Annotated in this window: 16 protein-coding genes and 1 pseudogene; 12 read left to right on the top strand and 5 right to left on the bottom strand. The window is 63.6% G+C overall.

What is annotated here, in order from left to right; translation table 11 throughout:
* Positions 1-26 precede the first annotated feature (26 nt).
* The 3 genes from ATY77_RS26255 to ATY77_RS26245 all read left to right on the top strand — a co-directional run bounded on the left by ATY77_RS26255 (position 27) and on the right by ATY77_RS26245 (position 2475).
* Positions 27-611 carry a nitroreductase gene (locus tag ATY77_RS26255; protein ID WP_088689472.1) on the top strand — a complete coding sequence of 195 codons (585 nt, stop codon included), beginning with the start codon at positions 27-29 and terminating at the stop codon, positions 609-611.
* The gene (locus ATY77_RS26250) at positions 611-1228 is read left to right on the top strand and encodes a flavin reductase family protein (RefSeq protein WP_088689471.1); all 618 of its coding nucleotides are present in this window, start codon (positions 611-613) and stop codon (positions 1226-1228) included. The genes ATY77_RS26255 and ATY77_RS26250 overlap by 1 nt, the downstream gene beginning before the upstream one ends.
* 101 nt (positions 1229-1329) lie before the next feature.
* Positions 1330-2475, top strand: coding sequence for a DUF2336 domain-containing protein (locus ATY77_RS26245; RefSeq protein ID WP_088689470.1), 1146 nt, complete (start codon positions 1330-1332; stop codon positions 2473-2475).
* Here the strand turns inward: ATY77_RS26245 and ATY77_RS26240 are convergent.
* Positions 2472-2888, bottom strand: a complete 417-nt coding sequence (locus ATY77_RS26240) for a hypothetical protein (RefSeq protein ID WP_088689469.1) — start codon at positions 2886-2888, stop codon at positions 2472-2474. The two genes, ATY77_RS26245 and ATY77_RS26240, sit on opposite strands and share 4 nt — an antisense overlap.
* A gap of 129 nt (positions 2889-3017) precedes the next feature.
* Between ATY77_RS26240 and ATY77_RS26235 the strand changes: the two genes are divergently transcribed.
* On the top strand, positions 3018-3476 hold the full coding sequence (locus ATY77_RS26235; RefSeq protein ID WP_088689468.1) for a GNAT family N-acetyltransferase: 459 nt from the start codon (positions 3018-3020) through the stop codon (positions 3474-3476).
* A 17-nt stretch (positions 3477-3493) separates the two neighbouring features.
* Here ATY77_RS26235 and ATY77_RS26230 read toward each other — a convergent pair whose 3' ends face one another.
* The 3 genes from ATY77_RS26230 to parE all read right to left on the bottom strand — a co-directional run bounded on the left by ATY77_RS26230 (position 3494) and on the right by parE (position 8208).
* A complete protein-coding gene (locus ATY77_RS26230) occupies positions 3494-4699 on the bottom strand; it encodes an AI-2E family transporter (RefSeq protein WP_088674330.1) in 1206 nt (401 codons plus the stop codon).
* 112 nt (positions 4700-4811) lie between these two features.
* Positions 4812-5951 (bottom strand): esterase-like activity of phytase family protein, encoded by a 1140-nt coding sequence (locus ATY77_RS26225; RefSeq protein WP_088689467.1) that lies wholly within the window; start codon positions 5949-5951, stop codon positions 4812-4814.
* A gap of 184 nt (positions 5952-6135) precedes the next feature.
* Positions 6136-8208 carry a DNA topoisomerase IV subunit B gene (parE, locus tag ATY77_RS26220; RefSeq protein WP_088689466.1) on the bottom strand — a complete coding sequence of 691 codons (2073 nt, stop codon included), beginning with the start codon at positions 8206-8208 and terminating at the stop codon, positions 6136-6138.
* A gap of 209 nt (positions 8209-8417) precedes the next feature.
* Here parE and ATY77_RS26215 point away from each other — a divergent pair, with 209 nt between their 5' ends.
* From ATY77_RS26215 to ATY77_RS26195, 5 genes are all read left to right on the top strand, one after another.
* Positions 8418-9317 (top strand): phospholipase, encoded by a 900-nt coding sequence (locus ATY77_RS26215; protein WP_088689667.1) that lies wholly within the window; start codon positions 8418-8420, stop codon positions 9315-9317.
* A 123-nt stretch (positions 9318-9440) separates the two neighbouring features.
* Positions 9441-10211: a triose-phosphate isomerase gene (gene tpiA / locus ATY77_RS26210; RefSeq protein WP_088689465.1), complete on the top strand. Its 771-nt coding sequence runs from the start codon at positions 9441-9443 to the stop codon at positions 10209-10211.
* Between the two features lie 119 nt (positions 10212-10330).
* Entirely contained in the window at positions 10331-10864 is a 534-nt protein-coding gene (secG, locus tag ATY77_RS26205; RefSeq protein WP_088689464.1) for a preprotein translocase subunit SecG, read from the top strand.
* A gap of 143 nt (positions 10865-11007) precedes the next feature.
* The gene (locus ATY77_RS26200; protein WP_088689463.1) at positions 11008-12636 is read left to right on the top strand and encodes a CTP synthase; all 1629 of its coding nucleotides are present in this window, start codon (positions 11008-11010) and stop codon (positions 12634-12636) included.
* Positions 12637-12707: 71 nt separating this feature from the next.
* The gene (locus ATY77_RS26195) at positions 12708-13178 is read left to right on the top strand and encodes an SRPBCC family protein (protein WP_088689666.1); all 471 of its coding nucleotides are present in this window, start codon (positions 12708-12710) and stop codon (positions 13176-13178) included.
* Between the two features lie 39 nt (positions 13179-13217).
* On the opposite strand, the gene ATY77_RS26190 is transcribed toward ATY77_RS26195, so the two are convergent.
* The gene (locus ATY77_RS26190; RefSeq protein ID WP_088689462.1) at positions 13218-14306 is read right to left on the bottom strand and encodes a citrate synthase/methylcitrate synthase; all 1089 of its coding nucleotides are present in this window, start codon (positions 14304-14306) and stop codon (positions 13218-13220) included.
* A gap of 84 nt (positions 14307-14390) precedes the next feature.
* Here ATY77_RS26190 and ATY77_RS26185 point away from each other — a divergent pair.
* From ATY77_RS26185 to ATY77_RS26175, 3 genes and pseudogenes are all read left to right on the top strand, one after another.
* A pseudogene (locus ATY77_RS26185) lies at positions 14391-15537 on the top strand (citrate synthase).
* A gap of 123 nt (positions 15538-15660) precedes the next feature.
* Positions 15661-16179, top strand: a complete 519-nt coding sequence (locus ATY77_RS26180) for a FecR domain-containing protein (protein ID WP_088689461.1) — start codon at positions 15661-15663, stop codon at positions 16177-16179.
* A 4-nt stretch (positions 16180-16183) separates the two neighbouring features.
* Entirely contained in the window at positions 16184-18040 is a 1857-nt protein-coding gene (locus ATY77_RS26175) for an adenylate/guanylate cyclase domain-containing protein (protein ID WP_088689460.1), read from the top strand.
* Positions 18041-18107: the final 67 nt, after the last annotated feature.

The following is an 18107-nucleotide window of genomic DNA, read 5'->3' as shown; positions in this document are numbered from 1 at the left end:
AGCATAAAAATGAAAGCTTCTCCCGTATGAAATCCGATATCAAGCTGATCGACTACCTCGCGGTGCGCCGCTCCACCCCTGCTTTCCAGATGTGCGAACCAGGCCCCGAGAAAGCCGAGATCGAGGAGATCCTGCGTCTTGCCTCGCGGGTTCCCGATCACGGCAAGATCGTGCCCTGGCGCTTCATCGTCTTTCGCGGGCGGCAGCGCGCCGAGCTCGGCGAGGAGCTTCTGAAGCTCGCGCTCGAAACGAAGCCCGAGCTTTCCGAGGAGATGATCCAGGTCGAACGCACCCGTTTCACCCGCGCGCCCGTCGTCGTCGCCGTCGTCAGCAAGGCAGGTCCGCATATCAAGATCCCGGAATGGGAGCAGCTGATGTCGGCGGGCGCGCTTTGCCTCAACGTCATCCTCGCCGCCAATGCCAGCGGCTATGTCGCCAACTGGCTGACGGAATGGTTCGCCTATGACGAGCGCGCCTATCCGCTGCTCGGCGTCGAGGCGGGCGAAAAGGTCGCGGGCTTCATCCATATCGGCTCGACGACATTTCCGGCGATCGAACGTCCGCGGCCGGAGCTTGCCGATACGGTGACCTGGGTCGGCGGAGAAGACTGATGTTCTACACCACCGACGGCAACCGGCACGGGCTCGCGCATGATCCCTTCAAGGCGATCGTGTCGCCGCGCCCGATCGGCTGGATCGGCAGCAAGGGCAGGGACGGGTCGATCAATCTTGCGCCTTATTCCTTCTTCAATGCCGTTGCCGACCGGCCGAAGCTGGTGATGTTTTCGTCCGCCGGGCGCAAGGACAGCCAGCGCAATGCGACCGAGACCGGCGTGTTCACCTGCAATTTCGTCAGCCGCGATCTTGCCGAGAAGATGAACCTCTCCTCGGCGGCGCTGCCCTACGGCGAGAGCGAATTCGGCTTCGCCGGGCTGACTCCGAAGCAGGCCGAACTGATCGACGCGCCCTATGTCGGCGAGGCTTTTGCGGTGCTCGAATGCAGGGTCACCGAGATCATCGAGCCGAAAACGCTCTCCGGCACGCCGTCCGAAAACGTCATCGTCTTCGGCGAGGTGGTCGGCATCCATATTGATGAGGCGATTGTCAGGGACGGCCGGCTCGACATGTCGATCGCCCGGCCTGTGGCGCGCATGGGCTATATGGATTACAGCGAAGGCAGCGATGTCTTCGAGATGTTCCGGCCGCAAATGCCAAAGGCGGACGTCTGAGCGCAAGGCATACAAAGGCTTAAGAAATATGGTGAACCAATCTTAAACCTTTTGCCGCTACGGTCGCAGCAATGAAAGGAACGCGAAGGAATCGCGTTCAAGTGCTGGGGCGTCGCGTGATCGTAGAAGCTTTCCTTCGTTGGATCGAAACCGCAAAGACCGGCGACCGGGCGCGCGCAGCCAACGCACTCGGGCGAGCCTATCTGCAGTCCGACATGTCCAGCGATGAAAAGAAGGCCGCCGAGATGGCGATGACCTTCCTGCTCGACGACCCGTCGCCGCGCGTGCGGCTTGCGCTCGCAGAAGCGATCGCCTGGTCGCCGGACGCGCCGCGCAGCCTCGTGCTTTCGCTCGCCGAGGACCAGCCCGAGGTCGCCTGCCATGCCATCACCTGTTCGCCGCTTTTGAGCGACGCCGATCTTGTCGACCTCGCCGCGCGCGGCAACGGCGCCACCCGCATGCTGATCGCAGCTCGAGCCCATGTCACGCGCCCGGTCTCCGCCGCTCTTGCGGAGGTCGGTGACGAAGAGGAATTGCTCTGCCTGCTCGAAAACGACGGTGCGGCTATCTCCAGCCAATCGCTGAAACGCATCGCCGAACGGCTCGGCGACAGCTGCGACATCCGCAACCTGCTGCTCGACCGCACCGATCTTCCGGCCGATGCCCGCCAGCTGCTGACCCAGCATGTCAGCAATGCCCTGGTCGGCTTGCCTTTGGCACAGGCCGCGATCGGCCTGCAGCGGCTTCAGCGCATCAGCCGCGAGGCGACCGAGGCTGCCATCGTTTCGATCGCCGGCGACATCGCGCCGCGCGAAATACCCGATCTCGTCGAGCATCTGCGCCTCAACGGCCGGCTGACGCCGTCCTTCCTGATGCATGCGCTCTGCGCCGGGAAGGTGGATTTCTTCGCGGCTACGATCGTCGACCTGACGGGTTGCGGCGAGCGCCGGGTGCGCTCGATTCTCGCGACCGGACGCATGCATGCGGTGCGCGCGCTCTATGAATCCGCCGGCCTGTCGCGGGACATCAGCGTCATCTTCGTCGAGGCGACGCTGCTCTGGCGCGACGCCGCCAGGAAAGCGCCGGACAGCGTGCTCGGCAATATTTGCGGCCGCCTCCTCGAAAAATTCCGCCATCACGACGGTGCACATGGTGCGATCGGCGAATTGCTCGATATGGTGGAAAAGCTTGGCGTCGCCGAACAGCGGCAATCGGCCCGCGTCTATGCGGCGCTTGCTGCGGCCTAATCGTTCAGCCGCGTCACCACCCAGGAATAGCTGGTCGATACGAAGTGCACGGGCTTCGATAGGGTTTCTTTGACGTCGCGGCCGGATGGAAGATGCGCGCGGACCTGGCCGGCGATGTTTTCAGCGAAGCCGGCCAATCTTCCCACCGGCTCTTCGGCAGGCTCGAGAGCAGTTCCCGCTGCGGGCAAGGGCGCAGGCTTCGGCGGCTCGGCGGCGGCAAGCGCTTTCGGCGCCTCGCAAACCGCGATGACCGAGGGGTAGCTGACATTGGCATAGGTTTTCAGCCGGCGTTCGGCCTCGGCATCGCAAGCGGCAACACTTTCCCAGCGCTTGTCGACCGTCGCGACATAATTGCACTGGGTAACGGAATCGTCGCAACCGAGAATGGTCATCGCGATGAGCACCGCTTGCATATTCTATTTCCTTGATTATTGAACCTGACATCGCCTTAGACGGCGCAATTCCAACCGAAACAAGGCGGAGACATTAACTCTTCGTCATGTCAGGGAAAATTGCGGCTCTTGCAAACACCGGGAATCAGCATGTCCGTCACCATCGCCCAGGAGCCGCCGCGCCAAGACGGCATCATTCGCCTTCTCGATCTGTCCGATGCCTATGCGCAATCGCTCTATCCCGCAGAGAGCAACCATCTGGTCGATCTGTCATCGCTGGAGAAGCCTTCGGTGAGCTTTTTCGTCGCCCGCAACGACGGTGCGATCGTCGGATGCGCTGCGCTGGTCGAGGCAGGCGACGGCACGGCGGAGATCAAGCGTATGTTCGTCGATCCCGGGGCGAGGGGACTGAGGATCGCCAGTGGGCTGATGAATGCGCTGGAGGCGATCGCGAGGGAAAAACAGCTGACGGCGATCCGGCTCGAAACCGGCATCTATCAGCCCGAGGCGATCGCGCTGTACCGCAAATACGGATATCGGGACATCGAAGCTTTCGGCAGCTATCGGCCGGACCCGCTCAGCCTGTTCATGGAAAAGCGGCTGGGATAGCGCTCGGCGAAGGCGGCTCAGCCCTCGGCGACCCGGGGAATCGGTTTCGACGGGGGCGGCGCCTGTTCGTCGATGAGGACTTGCGGGCCTGTTTCAATCTTTTCGGCATTGCGCGCCTCGTGGATCCATTCACGCCAGATGGCGACGATCAGCGCCATCAGCACGGGACCGATGAAGAGGCCGAGGAAGCCCATTGTCTTCACGCCGCCGACGAGGCCGAAGAAGGTCGGCAGGAAGGGCAGCTTGATTGGGCCGCCGACGAGTTTCGGCCTCAGCGTCTTGTCGACGATGAAGAGCTCGACAGTGCCCCACACGAAGAGGCCGACGCCAGCGACATGCGAGCCGCTCGCCAGGAGATAGACCGAAACCAGCGTAAAGGAGAGCGGCGCACCGCCGGGTATCAGCGCCATGACGCCGGTGAGCACGCCGAGCGTAACCGGCGAGGGAACGCCGGCGATCCAATAGGCCACGCCAAGCACGATGCCTTCGCCGATCGCGATCAGCGTCATGCCCATGACGGTGGAGCTGATCGTCGCCGGCACGACGCGGGAAATACGCTCCCAGCGATTCGGCAGGATGCGCTCGCCGAGCATATCGATCTGCTTGGAGAAAGAGAAACCGTCGCGATAGACGAAGAACAGCGCGATCAGCATGAAGAGGAGCGTCAGGAGAAGGTGGAAGGCGCCGCCGCCAGCCGCCAGCACGGCGCGATAGATGTTGCCGATATGGGCGCCGCTGACCGCCTGAATGAGTTCACCCAGCGCGCCGGGGCTGCCTATATATTTTGTCCAGAGGTCATCGAGATAGGGGCCGGCAAAGGGAAGCGCGACGATCCAGTCGGGCGTCGGCGCGCCGGCGCGGTTGGCATGGATCGCCCAGGCGAGCCATGTGCGGACTTCACCTGTCGTATAGGTGACCGCAAGCCCGATCGGAATGACCAGAAAGGTGACGATCATGACGATGGCGATGGTCGCGGCGATCGTCGTATTGCCGCCGACACGGGCGAGAAGCTTGCGATAGAGAGGCCAGCTGGCAAAGCCGATGACGAGGGCGGCGAGCACCGGCACGAGGAAGCCGTAGAAGAAATAAACGCCGGCCGCGACGATCAGCACCAGCAGCCAGCGCGCCGCCGAGATGGATGGAATCAGCGGCGTGCGCGTTTGCGCTGACGACCCCAGCCATCGCGGTTCATGATTGGTTTTCTGACGATCGAACACACCCACGCGCGCCTCTTCTTTTTATACTCTGGTTATGGGCCATGATCCGGGCGGTTTCAAGGTGCGTGGCGTGAAAGCGTATACAAAGCGTCGCTATCCGTCCGTCAGACAGAGCATCTTACTGCCGCGGACGGCGCAGAACCTTGAAGGCGTAAAACTGCGTTTTCTGAGCGGCCGAGAAGTTGTTGTCGGAGCCAAGGATGAGAACGTCGGTGCCGTCCTTGCCCTTGCCGAGCGACATGGCCTCGATATTGTCGGGGACGAGACCGATCGCTCTCAGATCGAGGACCTGGCTCTTGCGGACCGGAATGACGCGCTGGTCGTTCTTGGCGAGCGAGGCGATGGCAGATATGTCGGTCGCGTCGGCGAGGTCCATCATCATGATCTTGATGTTATTGCCAAAGCCTTCGGCATAGCTGCGCTCGACGGCGAGCAGACGATGATCGTCGAGAGCAAGCATTTCCGACATGCCGTTGTCATTGCCACCGTCGGCCTTGGGGGCTGCCTGCGGGATTGGCGAGACAGGGTAGACATACTGCGCCTTCGGCTCGCCGGTTGCGCCGTCATAACGGATGATGCGCGACAGACTGCCCGTCGTCAGCGACGGCTTCGGGCCATCCTGATAGAGGGCGGCTTCGACGCCGACGAAGACGTCGCCCGATGGCGCGACGGCGAGATCCTCGAAAGCGAGGTTGTCGCGGATGCCGGTCGACTTGTCGACGGTCGGAGCAAAACCTTCCGGCAGCTTGAATTCACGCACGAACGACCCATCCGGCGCGGTGACGCGGACGAAGGGCGGCAACAGCACCTTGGCGTCGCCCTCGCTGCCCCAATAGATGCCGTCCTTGCCGAAACGGATCGATTCCGGATCGACGGTCTTGGCAGCGAAAGGCTCGCTATTCTTGTCCTTCAGCGTCACGTGCTTGACGACGGAAACACCCTTGAGGCCGGACGCATCGACATCGATGTCGAGTTCATAGAAGCGGGCCGGGGCCTTGTCCGAACGATCGTCGCTGATGGCGATATAGTGCCCGGTAGCGGCATCGAAATCGAGGCCGGAAATGCCGCCGAATTCGACGCCGTGTTCCATCTGGCCGGTGGGGATGACGAATTCACCGAGATAGGAGAGCGAAATGCCGGCGGCGCAATCGCCGAAAGGGCAGGCGGTTTCGAAGGTGGCGCCGATATCTGTAGCGCTGGCGGTGACGGTGCTGGACAAAAGAACGAAAGCGGCAGTCGCGGCAAAACGCTTGGTCATGGCAAATATCCGGCAAGGGTTGAAAACGGTTCGAACCGGCGCAGCCAAGGGAGGCCGCGCACCGACCGCTTCATGCGCCGGTTGTTTGACGGAGTTGTTACGGTTCTTCGTCAGGTGAAATCGAAAATGCTAATGTATGGCGCGCCGAATGGTATCTATCCGACCGTTCGGCGCCGCATATGCTTTAAATATCGAGGTTCTCGGCGAAGGCGGCGCGCTCCTGAATGAAGCGGAAACGGGCTTCCGGCTTGGTGCCCATCAGATCGTCGACGGCGCTGCGTGTGCCCTCGAAATCCACCTCGTCGATCAGCACCCGGAGCAGGGTGCGCTTGGACGGATCCATGGTGGTTTCCTTGAGCTGGGCGGGCATCATCTCGCCAAGACCTTTGAAGCGGCTGATCTCGACCTTGGCCTTGCCCTTGAACTCCGTCTGCATCAGTTCGGCGCGATGATTGTCGTCGCGCGCATAGGCGGATTTTGCCCCTTGCGTGATCTTATAGAGCGGCGGCACGGCAAGGAAGAGATGGCCGCCACGCACCAGCTCCGGCATCTCCTGATAGAAGAAGGTGATGAGCAGCGAGGCGATATGGGCGCCGTCGACGTCGGCATCGGTCATGACGATGATGCGTTCGTAGCGCAGGTCTTCGTCGCGGTATTTCGAGCGTGTGCCGCAGCCGAGCGCCTGGATGAGATCGGCGAGCTGCTGGTTGGCGCCGAACTTCTCGCGGCCGGCGCTGGCGACGTTGAGGATCTTGCCGCGCAAGGGAAGGATCGCCTGATTGGCGCGGTTGCGCGCTTGCTTGGCCGAGCCACCTGCCGAATCACCCTCGACGATGAAGAGTTCGGCACCTTCGGCGGTGTTTTGCGAGCAATCGGCGAGCTTGCCGGGCAGGCGCAGCTTGCGCACCGCCGTCTTGCGGTTGACTTCTTTTTCCTTGCGGCGGCGCAGCCGCTCCTCGGCGCGCTCGATCACCCAGTCGAGCAGCTTGGCCGCCTCGTTCGGGTTGTCGGCGAGATAATGGTCGAAGGGATCGCGCAACGCATTCTCGACGATGCGCTGGGCCTCGACGGTCGCCAGCTTGTCCTTGGTCTGGCCGACGAATTCCGGCTCGCGGATGAAGATCGACAGCATGCCGACGGCCGAGATCATTACGTCGTCGGTAGTGATCTGCGCGGCGCGCTTGTTCTGCGTCAGCTCGGCATAGGCTTTCAGACCCTTGGTCAGCGCGATGCGAAGGCCGGCCTCATGCGTACCGCCCTCGGGTGTCGGGATGGTGTTGCAATAGGAATGCACCTGCGGATCGCCGCCATACCAGGTGATCGCCCATTCCATCGAGCCGTGGCCGCTGGTCTTTTCCGTCTTGCCGGCGAAGATTTCGCGGGTGACGGTGAACTCCTTGCCCATCGTCGCCTGGAGATAGTCCTTCAGGCCGCCCGGGAAGTGGAAGACAGCCTTGTCTGGAACCTCGGAACCTTCCGGCAGCACGCCCGCTTCGCAGCTCCAGCGGATCTCGACGCCGCCGAAGAGATAGGCCTTGGAGCGCGCCATGCGGAAGACACGCGCGGCGTCGAACTTCATGTGCTCCCCGAATATCTGGGGGTCGGGATGGAAGCGTACGCGGGTACCGCGGCGATTGTGGACGTCGCCCAGCTCTTCGAGCCCGCCCTGCGGCAGGCCGCGGGAGAAGCGCTGGCGGTAGAGCTTGCGGTTTCGCGCCACCTCGACTTCGAGAAAATCGGAGAGCGCATTGACGACCGAGACGCCGACGCCGTGCAGGCCGCCCGAGGTCTCGTAGGCCTTGCCGTCGAATTTGCCGCCGGCGTGCAGCTTGGTCATGATGACTTCGAGCGTCGACTTACCCGGAACCTGCGGATGGTTCTCGACCGGGATACCGCGGCCGTTGTCGGTGACGCTGAGATAGCCCTGAAGATCGAGATGCACCTCGATGAAATTGGCGTGTCCGGCGACGGCCTCGTCCATCGCATTGTCGATGACTTCGGCGAAGAGGTGATGCAGCGCCTTTTCGTCGGTGCCGCCGATATACATGCCCGGGCGCATGCGCACCGGCTCGAGCCCTTCGAGGACGCGGATCGACGAGGCGCCGTAGTCATCCGCATTCGAGGCGGCGGGCGCAGGGCGGGGAGAAACGGGCGGGGCAGCCGCCGGCGCGCGTTCGGCCGCGGCGGCGGGCTTCTGTGCCTCCTCGCGTTTTTCAGAAAGGGGCATTCCGGAAAAAAGGTCGTTGCTGTCGTCCATGGAGCCGTTCAGATCTTTATCCTGTCTTGGGCTGGCATCCGCCACCGGCCCAAAATCACCGCATTTCACGTCACGTTTGCGAATCAGGCAGATTCTGCCAGAAAGCACCTCTATACGCGACACCGCCTCATTTGGCGGGCTTTTCAGAAATGATTTGCGTTGCCGGGCGCGGAATGGCAAGCGGCGGCAGGCTTCAGGAAACCATCCGCATGCGAATGTCCACAAGTCATTGCACTGTTATATCGGTAATTGCGGCCTTTTTGCTGTCCGCAGCTCTCCTTTCCGCCGCCGGACCGGCGCGGGCGGCCGATGCGCTGCCGCCTTTCAAGGACGATCTCTTCTCGAAACAGACCGTGTTGCAGACAAGCGACGGCGGCGCTTTCGAGGTGATCGACTATGACGAGATGCGCGATATCAACGGCCGCGACCAGATCCCGGAGAAGCGGGCGCAGCAGAAATATGTTGCGCTCGGCATCCGCAAAGCCCAGACCGACGAAACCCTCTCGCTCGACGGCACCAGGCTCGATGTCACCAGGGTGGGACCTGCTCAGAATGCCGCGTTCACAGTGATCTTCATCCACGGCCGCGACGGCGACCGCCGACTCGGCGCCAATGACTACAGCTTCGGCGGAAACTTCAACCGGCTGAAGAACCTCGTCGCCGGCAATGGCGGCGTCTATTATTCGCCGACGGTCAGGAGCTTCGACAGCAACGGCGTTGCTGCGATCGAAGGCCTCATCCGCTATGCGAGCGCGCAATCGCCCGGCCGGCCGATCATTCTTGCCTGCGCCTCCATGGGCAGCCAGATCTGCTGGGGCATTGCGCGTGACGGCGACAGCGCCAAGCGGCTGAAGGGCATGCTTGTCATGAGCGGGGTCACCGATCCCGGTTTCACCAAGAGCGCCTTTTACAAAGCGAAGCTGCCGCTCTGGTTTGCGCATGGCAGCCGTGATCCTGTCTATGCAGCCAGCGACCAGCAGGCGCTGTTCGAGAGCCTGCGCAAGGCGAAATATCCGGCGCGCTTCACGCTGTTTCAGACCGGAAACCACGGAACGCCGATCCGGATGATCGACTGGCGCAGGGTGTTGAACTGGATTCTTGCCCGCTGACGGCGATTTCGGCAGAAAAATGCGCGAGATCGCAGAGATTCCCGTTACGTCAAGGGCATGATGCTTTTCATTGCCGCAAGCTTTTGATAATGCGGCCGGGGATATGAAGTTAGGAAGGCCGGCATGACACCTGACGTGCGCCCGCTGGTGGCGGGAAATTGGAAAATGAACGGCATGCGTGCCTCGCTCGATCAGATCAAGGCGATCGCCGAAGGCGTTCGACCGCCGCTCTCCGGCAAGGTCGAGGCGCTGATCTGCCCGCCGACGACGCTGCTCTACGTGGCAACCGCGCTCTGCACCGACAGCCCGCTTGCGATCGGCGCGCAGGACTGCCACCAGAAGCCGTCAGGCGCGCATACCGGCGATATCTCGGCCGAGATGATCGCCGATAGCTTCGGCACCTATGTGATCGTCGGCCATTCCGAGCGTCGCACCGACCATGCCGAAACGGACCATCTGGTCCGCGCCAAGGCGGAGGCTGCTTTCGCCGCCGAGCTCACGGCGATCATATGCATCGGCGAGACGGCCGACGAACGCCGCGCCGGACAGGAGCTCGACGTCATCAAGCGCCAGCTTTCCGCCTCGGTTCCGGATACCGCGACTGCCGAGAACACCGTTATCGCCTATGAGCCGATCTGGGCGATCGGCACCGGTGTGACGCCGACATCGGCCGATGTCGAAAAGGCCCACGCCTTTATGCGCGCGGAACTCGTTGCCCGCTTCGGCGATGAAGGCCGCAAGATGCGCCTTCTCTACGGCGGCTCGGTCAAGCCCGCCAATGCCGTAGAGCTGCTCGGCATCGCCAATGTCGACGGAGCGCTGATCGGCGGGGCGAGCTTGAAAGCCGCCGACTTCCTCGCCATCTACCGGGCCTATGAGGCACTGCTCGCCTGATGCATTGTTTATTCCTGGGTTTATTCCTGGCCGAAGGGCTTGGAATAGGCGAAAGCCTCATGTAAAGACCCGCCAGAATTCTTACTTATGTCCGTCTCCAGGCGGGCAGGACTGGACCCATGCAGACAGTATTGATTGTCATCCATCTCATGATCGTGCTCGCCCTCGTCGGCGTCGTGCTCATCCAGCGCTCGGAAGGCGGCGGCCTCGGCATCGGCGGCGGATCGGGCTTCATGTCGGCCCGCGGCACGGCCAATGCGCTGACGCGCACGACCGCGATCCTGGCGACCCTGTTCTTCCTCACTTCGCTCGGCCTCGGCATACTGACGCGATATGAACGCCGTCCGACCGACATTCTCGACCGCATTCCGGCGACGAGCGGCCAGGGCAACGGCATTCTCGATTCGCTCGGCGGCGGCGCGCAGGCTCCGGCAACACAGCCGGCCGGCAACGGCGTTCCGAACGGCGGCGCTGCCGCTCCGGCACCGGCCGCCCAGGCTCCCGCAACGCCTGCGCCCGCAACTCAGGCACCGGCCGCCAACGCACCTGCGGCGACTGCCCCGGCAGCTCCGTCGGCGACTGCTCCGGCAACGCCCGCGGCTCCGGCCACGCCGGCACCGGCACAGCCCTCCGGCGTCCCGACGGGACAGTAAACCGGGCAACGACATAAACCGCCGGCAGGCCCTCGGGTCTGCCGGTTTTCTTTTGTTCAGATTCCCGCGGCACGCTCCGAAAGTTCTGGAAAAGAATTTTTGGGCTGGTGGAATCGTTTTTGAAAAGGTATCCGGTGAATCCCATGGCGCGATACGTATTCATCACTGGCGGCGTGGTTTCTTCCCTCGGAAAAGGAATCGCGGCCGCGGCTCTCGGAGCGTTGCTGCAGGCCCGTGGATATCGGGTGCGGCTTCGCAAGCTCGACCCCTATCTGAACGTGGACCCGGGCACGATGAGCCCGACCCAGCACGGCGAAGTCTTCGTCACCGACGACGGCGCGGAAACCGATCTCGATCTCGGCCACTACGAACGCTTCACAGGGCGTTCGGCGACCAAGACCGACAACATCACCACCGGCCGCATCTACAAGAATATCATCGACAAGGAGCGGCGCGGCGACTATCTCGGCGCGACGGTTCAGGTCATTCCGCACGTCACCAACGAGATCAAGGATTTCGTCATCGAGGGCAATGACGACTACGATTTCGTCATCTGCGAGATCGGCGGCACGGTCGGCGATATCGAGGCGATGCCCTTCATGGAAGCGATCCGCCAGCTCGGCAACGACCTGCCGCGCGGCACCGCCGTTTATGTCCACCTGACGCTGATGCCCTATATTCCGGCGGCCGGCGAGCTGAAGACCAAGCCGACGCAGCATTCCGTCAAGGAACTGCAGGCGCTCGGCATCCACCCCGACATCCTGCTGGTGCGCGCCGACCGCGAAATTCCGGAAGCCGAGCGCCGCAAGCTCTCGCTGTTCTGCAACGTTCGCCCGTCCGCGGTCATCCAGGCGCTCGACGTCGCCAACATCTACGATGTGCCGATGGCCTACCACAAGGAAGGCCTCGACGGCGAAGTGCTGGCTGCCTTCGGCATCGAGCCGGCGCCGAAGCCGCGCCTGGAACAGTGGGAAGAGGTCTGCAACCGCATCCGTACGCCGGAAGGCGAGGTGACGATCGCGATCGTCGGCAAATATACCGGCCTGAAGGACGCCTATAAGTCGCTGATCGAAGCGCTGCACCACGGCGGCATCGCCAATCGCGTCAAGGTCAAGCTCGAATGGATCGAGTCGGAGATCTTCGAGAAGGAAGATCCCGCACCCTATCTGGAAAAGGTCCACGGCATTCTCGTGCCCGGCGGCTTCGGCGAACGCGGCTCCGAAGGCAAAATCCTTGCGGCCCGCTTCGCCCGCGAGCGCAAGGTGCCGTATTTCGGCATCTGCTTCGGCATGCAGATGGCCGTGATCGAAGCGGCCCGCAACCTGGCCGACGTCGAGGCCGCATCGTCGACCGAATTCGGCCCGACGAAGGAGCCCGTGGTCGGCCTGATGACCGAGTGGGTCAAGGGCAATGCGCTGGAGAAACGCACGGCAGCCGGCGACCTCGGCGGCACGATGCGCCTCGGCGCCTACAAGGCGGCGCTGAAGAAGGGCACGAAGATCTCCGAGATCTACGGTTCGACCGATATTTCCGAGCGCCATCGGCATCGCTATGAAGTCAATGTCGATTACAAAGACCGGCTGGAAAACTGCGGCCTCGTCTTCTCCGGCATGTCGCCCGACGGCGTGCTGCCGGAGACGATCGAATATCCCGATCATCCCTGGTTCATCGGCGTACAGTACCACCCGGAACTGAAGAGCCGTCCACTCGACCCGCATCCGCTGTTTGCAAGCTTCATCGAAGCAGCAACGGAACAGAGCCGTCTCGTCTGACCACTGCCAAGGCCAGATCGCGCAGCTTCGCGCGGTCTGGATAAGGCCGGTATTTGCGCTATCTCACCGGCATGACGACAGGACGCAGCACGACCGTTTCACGCCTCATTGCGGCGCCGCCGGAGCGCATTTACCGTGCTTTCCTCGATGCGGAGGCCGTCGCGACCTGGCTTCCGCCCGCCTCGATGACGGGCATCGTCCACGCCTTCGAAGGCTGGGAAGGCGGCGCCTTCAGCATGTCGCTCGTCTATCCCGATGACGAAACTTCGCAACTCGGCAAGACCTCGGAGAAGACGGACCGGTTCGAAGGCCGCTTCGCAAGGCTCGTCGCTGACCAGCAGATCGTCTGGGTCACGGTTTTCGATTCCGAGGACGAGAGCTTTTCCGGCGAAATGACCCTTGCGACGACATTGTCGCGTGTCGATGGCGGCACCGTTGTAACGATGGTCTGCGAAGACATCCCCTCCGGCATTCGGCTCGAAGACAATGAGGAAGGCTGCCGTTTGACGCTCGACAAACTTGCCGCCTTCGTCGGCGGCTGAAGATCGGCGGCAGGAGTTTCCCGCCACCGAATTCAAGCTTCAGGCAGCGGCCGGCAATGGGCCGATATAGACCGAGCGCGGGCGGATCAGCCGGCCGTCGAGCGCCTGCTCGCGGGCGTGCGCCAGCCATCCGACCGTTCGGCCGATCGCAAAGACGCCGGTGAAAGCCTCACGCGGGAAGCCGAGTGCCTCGAGCAGCAGAGCGGTGTAGAACTCGACGTTGACGTCGAGCAGCCGGTTCGGCTTGCGGACTTTCAAAACTGCCAATGCAGCGGCCTCTACCGCCTCGGCCAGTGCGCCGCGAGCGCTGTCCACCTGGCCGGTTGCGATCAATGGCTTCAGTACGCCTTTCAGCGCATCGGCGCGCGGATCGCGGACGCGGTAGATGCGGTGGCCGAAACCCATCAGCCTTTCGCCGCGATCGAGCGCTTCGCCGAGCCATTGGCCGGCATTCTCCGCCGTTCCGATCGCATCCAGCATGTCGAGCACCGGACCGGGCGCGCCGCCATGCAGCGGTCCCTTCAGCGCGCTCAGCGCCGCCAGCACGGAGGAGGTGAGGCCTGCCTGGGTCGAGGCGATGACGCGTGATGCGAAAGTCGAGGCGTTGAGACCGTGATCCGAAATCGTCACGAGATAGGCATCGAGGGCTGCCGTCTGCTCCTTGCTCGGCGCGTTTCCGGTCAACATGCGCAGGATATCGGCTGCCTGTGACAGCGAGGCGTTGGGTTCGATCGGCTGTTCGCAGCGCTGAAGGCGCAGGATCGCCGGCAGGAAGACCGCCGGTGCGGCCAGAAGGGCGAGGACGGTGTCGAAATCTTCGCCGTCCGACAAGCGGGCGATCAGCGCACGCATCGCATCGACCGGCGGCAGAGCGAGCAGCGAAGGATCGGCCGCCTTGATGTGATCGAAAACCCTGGTTCGCGCTTTCGCCAGCCATTCGCGCAGCTGCGTTTCGTCGAAGCTTCGTTCCACCAGTCCGTCGAGCAACAAGGCGGCGACGCCCTCATAGCTGCTGCCCCCGACCAGCTGATCCAGCGATATGCCGCGGATGATCAGCCGTCCCGCTTCGCCGTCGACATCCGAAAGCTGCGTTTCGGCGGCAATGACATCTTCCAAGCCGTTTTTCATGATGTTTTCTCCTTTACGGTCTGGATGATCCGATCTAGTTTTATTGACGTCAATCTTGATGCAATCGATCAATATGGGGCCCCGATGTCGTGGCTGACCGCCGAGGAGGCGCTTCGGGCGCTGAAGACCAAGCCGCAGACGCTCTACGCGAATGTCAGCCGCGGGCGCATTCGTGCCAAGCCCGATCCCGCCGATCCACGCCGCAGCCTTTACCAGGCGGCCGACGTGCAGCGGCTGGCCGAGCGCCATGCCGGTCGCCGCAAGGCAGAGACCGTCGCCGCCGAGACGATCCGGTGGGGTGACCCGGTTCTCCCATCGGCAATCTCGACCATCATCGGCGGACGCCTGTTTTATCGCGGGCGGGATGCTGCCGATTTTGCCGAGGCGGCGACCTTGGAACACGCCGCCGCCTTGCTCTGGAACGGGGCGGCAGCAGCTTCCTCGGACAGCGCCGGCAAATATGTCGCCCCCCTCGCTTCAGACGGCCTTTCTGGCACTTGCCGGGCGGGTGACGGCGGATCTACCATCGCTCGGCCGATCGCAGGCAGCACTTCGGCGCGACGCGCATGATGTTCTGTCCACGGTCGCCGATGCATTGGCTCCCGGGCCCTCCGACCAGCCGCTGCATGTCAGGCTGGCCGCAAGCTGGCAGCGGCCGCAGGCGGCCGATTGCCTGCGCTGCGCTTTGGTGCTGCTTGCCGATCACGAACTGAATGCCTCGACTTTCGCGGCGCGGGTGACGGCATCGGCGGGTGCTGCCCTTTCGGCCTCGGTGCTTTCCGGCCTTTCGACCCTGACAGGACCGTTGCACGGCGCCGCCTGGCAGAGTGTCGACGCATTGATCGAGGCGACGGCTGGCGTCGGGGCGGAGCAAGCGATCCGCCGCACGCTTGCACAGGGCAACTCCCTTTCGGCCTTCGGCCATCCGCTCTATCCCGACGGCGATGTCAGGGCCTTGACGCTACTGTCGCATTTCCCTCTGCCAGCGAAATTCACCGAACTCCGGGACGCCGGCGAGGCGATGGTCGGCGAGAAGGTCAACATCGATTTCGCGCTTGCCGCGATGGCCTCCGCCTTCGATCTTCCCAGGGAGGCGCCGATCATCGTCTTTTCGCTTGCCCGCACGACGGGCTGGCTGGCGCATGCGATGGAGCAGATCGAAAGCGGACAGTTGATCCGGCCGCGAGCGCGCTACGCCGGACCGGCGCCCGAAACTATCGCCAGCCGCTGAGGGCTTGGGGCAGTTTTTTTCGCATGGGGAAATATCTGAATTCAGCTATCATGCCCCAAATGGAAGAAGACGGTTGGCGGACACTTTCGTAAAAGCTGCTCCGCACAGTCAAAGGGGCTTTCCATGACTAAGATGCTTCGCAGTCTATTTACTGCCGCACTCGCGGTCGGGCTGTTTCCCTATGGGACCGCCTTTGCTCAGTCCGCCGGCTGCTCGGTGTCGCGCGATGCTAGCTCCCGTCAGGTGCTCACTTGCCCGGGCGGCGTCAAAGTGACCGCGGAAGCCGGCGCGTCCTTCCGCCTCAGCGATCGCAATCGCGACGGCAGCCCGGATTCCCTGTCGCTGCGCAGCAAGGCCGTCCTCGTCGATGTCGACAGCAGCCAGCACGCGGGCGGTTTTCAGGTCGTGACGCCGCAGGCGATCGCCGCGGTGCGCGGCACGCAATGGGCTGTCGACGTTGCAAGCGGCAAGACCTCGGTGCTGGTCGTCAGAGGCAGCGTCGCCGTCCGCCGGCCGGCCGGTGCGCCGGTAGTGCTGTCGCCGGGCGAGGGCGTCGATGTCAGTGGTGGAACCGAGCCGCTTGTCGTGCGCCGCTGGCCGGCGACGCGTGCGGCCGCGCTTCTTGCCCGCCTGGGCCAATAAATCCATGAATCATCGCCTGCTGACGATGATCATGCTGCTGCTCGCCGGCCTTTGGGGGGCTGCGCTCGGCTATCTCAATCTCGATGCGCGAATCGGCCTTCTCGACCGGATGGAAGCTTCGCTCACCGACATCCGCAGCGTCGTCGTCGGGGCGAAAGCGCCGCCGCCTATCGTCTCGATCGTCGCGATCGACGACCGCACCGCCGTAGCCCACGGCTATCCGCTCGACCGGGCGACGCTTGCGCGGCTCCTCAGCGCGATCAACGCGCTGAAGCCGAAAGCCGTGGCGCTCGACATCCTGCTCGTCGACCCCGGGCCGGAGGAGGGTGACGCTGCGCTCGCTTCCGCCCTCCGCCAGGGGTCTTCGGTGATTGCAGCGGCGGCCACCTTTGCCCGGAGCAGCCAGCAGGTCACAGATGCGGCCGGCGATCCGCTTGCCGCCATTCCGGAGGCAAATCATCTTCTCTTGCCGCTTCCGCGTTTTTCCGACGCGGCGGCAGTCGGCGTCGTCAATGTCGCAACCGACCAGACCGGCACACCGCGCTTCATTCCGCTGATCTCGCGCGCCGCCGACCGGCTGGATCCGGCTTTTCCGCTCCGTGCCGCTTCGGTGGCGCTCGGTGTCGATCCCGCGATCGAACCCGGTGCCATCATGCTGGGGAACCTGCGCATTCCCACAGATATCGGCCTGCGCCTGCCGGTGACTTTCTATGGTGGACATGGGAGCATCGCCACCTTCAGCGCCGCCGATGCGCTGGACGGCAAGCTGCCGGCGGATGCGGTTTCGGGCCGCGTCGTCGTCATCGGCTCCACCGTGACCGGCGGCGGCGATGTCTTCCCGACGCCGTTCGATCCCGTCATGCCAGGTGTGGAGGTGATGTCGACGGCGATCACCCATCTCATCGCCGGCGACGGCATGGTGCGGGACCACAGGATACGGCTGATCGACGCCGGCATCGCTGTCGGGCTGTCCGTCCTGCTCGTTTCGCTGATTGCATGGCGGCGTAGTGCCGCCGGCTATGTCGTCATCGTGCTGACGCTCATCGTCTGGGCGATGCTCAACCTGTCGGCCTTTGCCCATGGCTATTGGCTGAGCGCAGCACTGCCGATCGCGGCTGCATTGCCGCCGGCGCTGATCTTCGGGGCAGCCGAGCTTTGGCTCGACCGCGGCCGCGCACGCCATTTCGCGGCTCAGAGCGCGCTCCTGCAGCGCATCGAGGCGCCCGGCCTCGGAGAGTGGCTGGCGCACAACCCGGATTTCCTTGCGAAGCCGGTGCGCCAGGACGCCGCCGTCGTCTTCATCGATCTCTCCGGCTTTACCGGCCTCAGCGAAGACCTCGGGCCGGTAAAGGTCAGCGAGGTTCTGAGCGGCTTCTTCGAGCTGATCGACGAGGAGGCACGCGCTCACGGCGGCGCCATCACCAGCTTCATGGGTGACGGCGCGATGATCCTGTTCGGCCTGCCGGAGCCCGCCGACGACGATGCAGCCCGTGCTGTCGCCTGTGCGGTCCGCCTCTGCGACCGCACGCGGGCATGGCTTGGAAAACATGCCAGCTTCGCTCAGAAGAAGATCGGCTTCAAGGTCGGCGCCCATTGCGGGCCGATCGTCGCCTCGCGGCTCGGCACCGGCGACCGGCAGCAGATCACGGCGGCGGGCGACACGGTGAATGTCGGCAGCCGCCTGATGGAAGTGGCCGCGCGTCACGGCGTCGAGCTGGCGCTCAGCGCCGAAATCGTTGCCGCCGCAGGCGAGGACAGCGTGCTCCTTGAATCGGGCCAGATCGAAGGTCCCCTGGAAACGGAGCTGCGCGGCCGTACAAGCCATATCGATGCCTGGCTGTGGCGAAGCCGCACGCTTTGACAATCGCCGCGGGAGCGGCTAGGAACGGCGCAAATATCCCGCCGGCTGGCTCCGGCCATGGCGCAGT

Origin of the sequence: Rhizobium sp. R634 (assembly GCF_002211305.1) — a bacterium.
GTDB lineage: Bacteria > Pseudomonadota > Alphaproteobacteria > Rhizobiales > Rhizobiaceae > Rhizobium.
This window is presented reverse-complemented; position numbering and strand designations above follow the sequence as displayed.